Source organism: Enterobacter sp. ZOR0014, from assembly GCF_000798855.1.
Lineage (GTDB): Bacteria > Pseudomonadota > Gammaproteobacteria > Enterobacterales > Enterobacteriaceae > Enterobacter > Enterobacter kobei.
In genome coordinates, this window is sequence record NZ_JTLF01000223.1 from 1 (window position 1) to 4,305 (window position 4,305).

Consider the following 4,305-nt stretch of genomic DNA (forward strand, 5'->3'; position numbering starts at 1 on the left):
GTGGCTGCCGTAACCCAGATCCAGCGCCACACCTAATACCGGCTGGCCCTGCGCCAGCCGCACTAAGGCTTCCAGCAGCCGCGCCCTTCTCACCCACTCGCTGTAGCGTAATCCCGTCTGCTGCTGAAAATGACGGTTCAGCGTGCGCTCGCTCATGCCAAGCGCGCTCGCGCTCTGTTGACTGTTCCAGCTCTCTCCTGGCGACTGACGGATCTGTCGGCACAGCTGGCGTAACGGTTCACTTTCCGGCTCCGGCAGATGAAACGGCAGCACCGGCATGATGCGAAGCTCATCCAGAATGAGTTCATACACGCGCTCGTCACGGCTTCCCGGTGAGTACGATTCAGGCAGTGAGAGGGCGGAGAGGATCAGCTCGCGCAACAGGGGCGAGATCTGCACGATCTGGCACGTGGCCGGGAGATCGGCTCGCGCCAGTGGATCGATAAACAGCGTTCGCGCCGCTACGCTACCGGTGATGCGCAGGGCGTGTTGTGTCCCCGCAGGAAGCCAGACGCCGCGCCCGGGGGGCACCACCCAACAGCCAGATGCCGTTTCGACCCGCACGACGCCCGTCAGGCTGTGCAGCAGCTGCGCGCAGTCGTGCTGGTGCCATGGCTCACTGTCGCCATGAACGTAATCATGGGCAAACGGAACAAGGGGACGATGGGTAAAGGAGAACGTTGAGGTTGTGGTCATGGGCTAAACAACCCTCACCCTACCCTCTCCCGGAGGGAGAGGGAAAAGGTGCACTAGATGTGCAGTTCCTGCAGTTTTTCTTTCGGCAGGGCCAGCTCTTCGTTGCTGTTCACGCGAACATCACGCTCGATGATGTGACGAGCGATGTCCTGCGCTTCTTCCAGAGAGTGCATCTGGTAAGTCCCGCACTGGTAAACGTTCAGCTCTGGGATCTGGTTCTGCTCTTTCACCTTCAGCACGTCTTCCATGGCTGCTTTCCACGCATCTGCAACGCGTTTCTCTTCCGGCTGACCAATCAGGCTCATGTAGAAACCGGTACGGCAGCCCATCGGAGAGATATCGATAATCTCAACGCCGTTACCGTTCAGGTGGTCGCGCATAAATCCGGCGAAAAGGTGCTCCAGCGTGTGAATGCCTTTCTCTGGCATCACTTCTTTGTTCGGCACGCAGAAGCGCAGATCGAAGACGGTGATTGTGTCGCCGTGCGGGGTGTGCATGGTCTTCGCCACGCGGACTGCAGGTGCTTCCATACGGGTATGGTCGACAGTAAAGCTATCTAATAACGGCATACGTCACCTCCGATAGTGATTTTTTTTAAAATAAACTGAACTCTTCTACACAATGCGCGTCTGAGTATATGAAAGACGCGCATTTGTTATCATCATCCCTGAATTCAGAGATGTATATTTTGGCCACAGCGATGTGGCCTTTTTCTTTTGGTTCAAGCCTGTTTCGCCAGAAACGCTTCAAACGACTCCGTATCCGCCGCTTCAACCTCTTTCTGACGCACCACGGACGCATCGCGTTCTGCTTCAAAATCCGCTTCGCGCAGGATCTCTAATGGCTCCTGCATCAGCATCTCACGGTATTCCGCGGAGAGTGCACGCCCGGTACCACCAATGCCCTGATCAATCATAGAACGCAGAATGCGTGCTGAGAATGTCAGTTCCGGGTTATCGAAGCACTCTACCAACTGGTCGCAGATCTGTTGGTAGGCGTCGCCGCCGTCAATGCTGTCCAGAGTCCGGGCAACACGCTTCAGGTCACGGAACAGATCTTTACCCACTTTGGTCAGCGGGAACTGTGCCGTTTCGCAGCCAATACCCAGCGTCAGACCCGGCTTACGCCCTTCCAGAATCACGCGATTCCAGTTTGTACGGGTGCAAAGCAGTTCGTCTGCACTCATTTCCGGCGCATCCGCCAGCGCACACCAGACCATAAACAGATCCAGGAAGCGAACCTGCTGCTCATCAACGCCAATCGGTGAGAACGGGTTGATATCCAGCGAACGTACTTCAATGTATTCAATGCCGCCGCGCTGTAGCGCATCCGACGGGGTTTCACCGCTGCGCGTCACGCGCTTAGGACGAATCGGCGCATACAGTTCGTTTTCAATCTGCAACACGTTGCTGTTGATTTGCAGGCGTTTGCCGTCTTTTTCGAGGCCGATTTTCGCGTACTCTTCCGACGGGGTTTTGATCGCCCGCTTCAATCCTGCCACATATTCGTGCAATTCGTTAAACGTAATACCGAGATTGCTTTGCGATTTATTGGTATAGCCCAGATCGCTCATGCGAAGAGACGTCGCGTACGGGAGATAGTACATGCCGCACTCGGTCTTTTCGAACGGCAGCGTGGTGGGTTTCCCCTGCAGGAACGAAGAGCAAATGGCAGGTGACGCGCCAAAGAGATACGGGATCACCCAGCCGAAACGGTAATAGTTGCGGATCAGACGGAAATACCCGGCTGAGATCGCTTCTTTGTCCGTTTCTCCCCCTTTCGCCTGCCAGAACGCCATGGGCAGCGAGAAATTGTAGTGCACGCCAGAGATGGTCTGCATCAATGCGCCGTAGCGATTTTTCAGACCTTCACGATAGAGCGTTTTCAGCCGACCGATATTTGACGTGCCGTACTGCGCCAGCTCAATCTCCTGGCCCTGTTCGATATAGCACGGCATGCTGAGCGGCCACATACGCTCGTCACCAAGATTGCGCGCCGTATAGCGATGAATATCGCGCAAGATTGTCAGCATGTGATCAATATCGCCGTCCACCGGCGTGATGAACTCCAGCAGCGCTTCAGCGAAATCGGTTGTGATCCATTTATGTGTCAGCGCCGAGCCTAACGCCTTCGGGTGACCCGTCGTCGCTAAGCTACCGTCCGCGTTAACGCGCAGCGTTTCACGCTCAAGACCACGCTGAATACCCTTCAGAGCCTGAGGGTGGTTTTCCAGCCAGGCCAGCGCCTGAGATACGTCCGGGATCAAATTGACCTCCCGCCTGTCAAAGTAATGTTACTCAGCATAATTGTAATGGTTGACGATTGAAGGTCGCGTATTCATTCCACCAATTAGTGCCACCACGTCATACCCTGTAGTGTTGCCCACGCCACGAGAACATAGCGCAACGCCTTGCCAAGGCACAAAAAAAAGAGCACCGGTCCCCAGGAGATGCGCATCCATCCCGCCAGCAGACACAGTAAATCGCCTATTACAGGCATCCAGCTTAATAACAGCGTGGCAGCGCCATAGCGTTTTAGCCAGCCAACTGCCTTTTCCTGCCAGCGCGACGTTTTGCGCAGCGGAAAGAAACGCCCAAGAATAACGTTAGTCAGCCCTCCAAGGCTATTACCCATTGTTGCTATTAATACAAGTAGCCAGGGCTGACTGACGCCGGACAACAACATCGCCACCAGCACCACTTCCGAATTTCCGGGTAACAGCGTGGCGCTTAAAAAACTGCTGGCGAATAATGAGGCAAGTGACAATGCGTCACTCACAGTAAGCGCACATCCACCGCATCCATTCCGGCATCACGTGCGGCCTGGATACCAAAATCGGCATCCTCAAACACGACGCATTTTGCCGCCGGTACGCCCATTAATTCTGCGCAGAGCAGGAAGGTGTCCGGTGCTGGCTTGTGACGCTTAACATGATCGGCAGCGACGACAGCTGAAAAATAGTGGCGCAGACCAAGATGGTTGAGCAAGGCTTCTGCAATCGCGCTCTCGCTGCCCGTGCCGACAGACATAGGGCGACGTCCGTGCCACGCTTTAACCACGTCGATAAGGGGTAAAGGTTGTACGGTGTCTAACAGTATGGCTTTAACCGCATCGGTTTTTTCGCGCGCGAGCAGGTAGGGGTCGAGATCGGCCTGATTCAGTTCAATCACGGCCTGCGCAATACGCCAGGTTGGGGATCCGTTGAGGGCTATCATCGCCTGCAGGTCGAAACGCATACCGTAGCGGCCCAGGACCTCGGTCCAGGCTTGACGATGCGTGGGTTCGGTATCCAGCAGGGTGCCATCCATATCGAAGATCAAACCGTCATACTGTGCGTACATCGTGCTCTCGCTAAACGATTAACAAAGCATTACTTTATCGTAAATGGTGGTTTTTGTCGCTGATTGCGAAGTGATAACAATGAGAGTGATTAAGAACTAAACATCGAAGGGGACGATAAGAAGAGATGGTGCATCCGGGAGGATTACTCGGCTACGCCTCGCCCTACGGGCCGTTGCTGAAGCAACGTTATCCTCCCTGGTGCTTGCGTTTAACTCGCAGACCTTGAAACAACAGTATGGCTGTTATCTCGGAGAATATGGTGCATCC

Annotated in this window: 5 protein-coding genes; all 5 read right to left on the reverse strand. The window is 54.9% G+C overall.

The features are described from left to right. A partial coding sequence (locus L977_RS11655) for an AraC family transcriptional regulator (protein WP_047625800.1) occupies positions 1 to 696 on the reverse strand: 696 nt, incomplete at its 3' end. 53 nt (positions 697 to 749) lie between these two features. After that, on the reverse strand, positions 750 to 1,265 hold the full coding sequence (luxS, locus tag L977_RS11660) for an S-ribosylhomocysteine lyase (protein ID WP_014884972.1): 516 nt from the start codon (positions 1,263 to 1,265) through the stop codon (positions 750 to 752). A 152-nt stretch (positions 1,266 to 1,417) separates the two neighbouring features. Then, positions 1,418 to 2,962 carry a glutamate--cysteine ligase gene (gene gshA / locus L977_RS11665; RefSeq protein WP_014884973.1) on the reverse strand — a complete coding sequence of 515 codons (1,545 nt, stop codon included), beginning with the start codon at positions 2,960 to 2,962 and terminating at the stop codon, positions 1,418 to 1,420. Positions 2,963 to 3,045: 83 nt separating this feature from the next. Then, complete coding sequence (locus L977_RS11670; RefSeq protein ID WP_014884974.1) at positions 3,046 to 3,474, reverse strand: YqaA family protein; 429 nt, start codon at positions 3,472 to 3,474, stop codon at positions 3,046 to 3,048. Further along, on the reverse strand, positions 3,471 to 4,037 hold the full coding sequence (yqaB, locus tag L977_RS11675) for a fructose-1-phosphate/6-phosphogluconate phosphatase (protein ID WP_014884975.1): 567 nt from the start codon (positions 4,035 to 4,037) through the stop codon (positions 3,471 to 3,473). Before yqaB ends, L977_RS11670 begins: the two co-directional genes overlap by 4 nt. Positions 4,038 to 4,305: the final 268 nt, after the last annotated feature.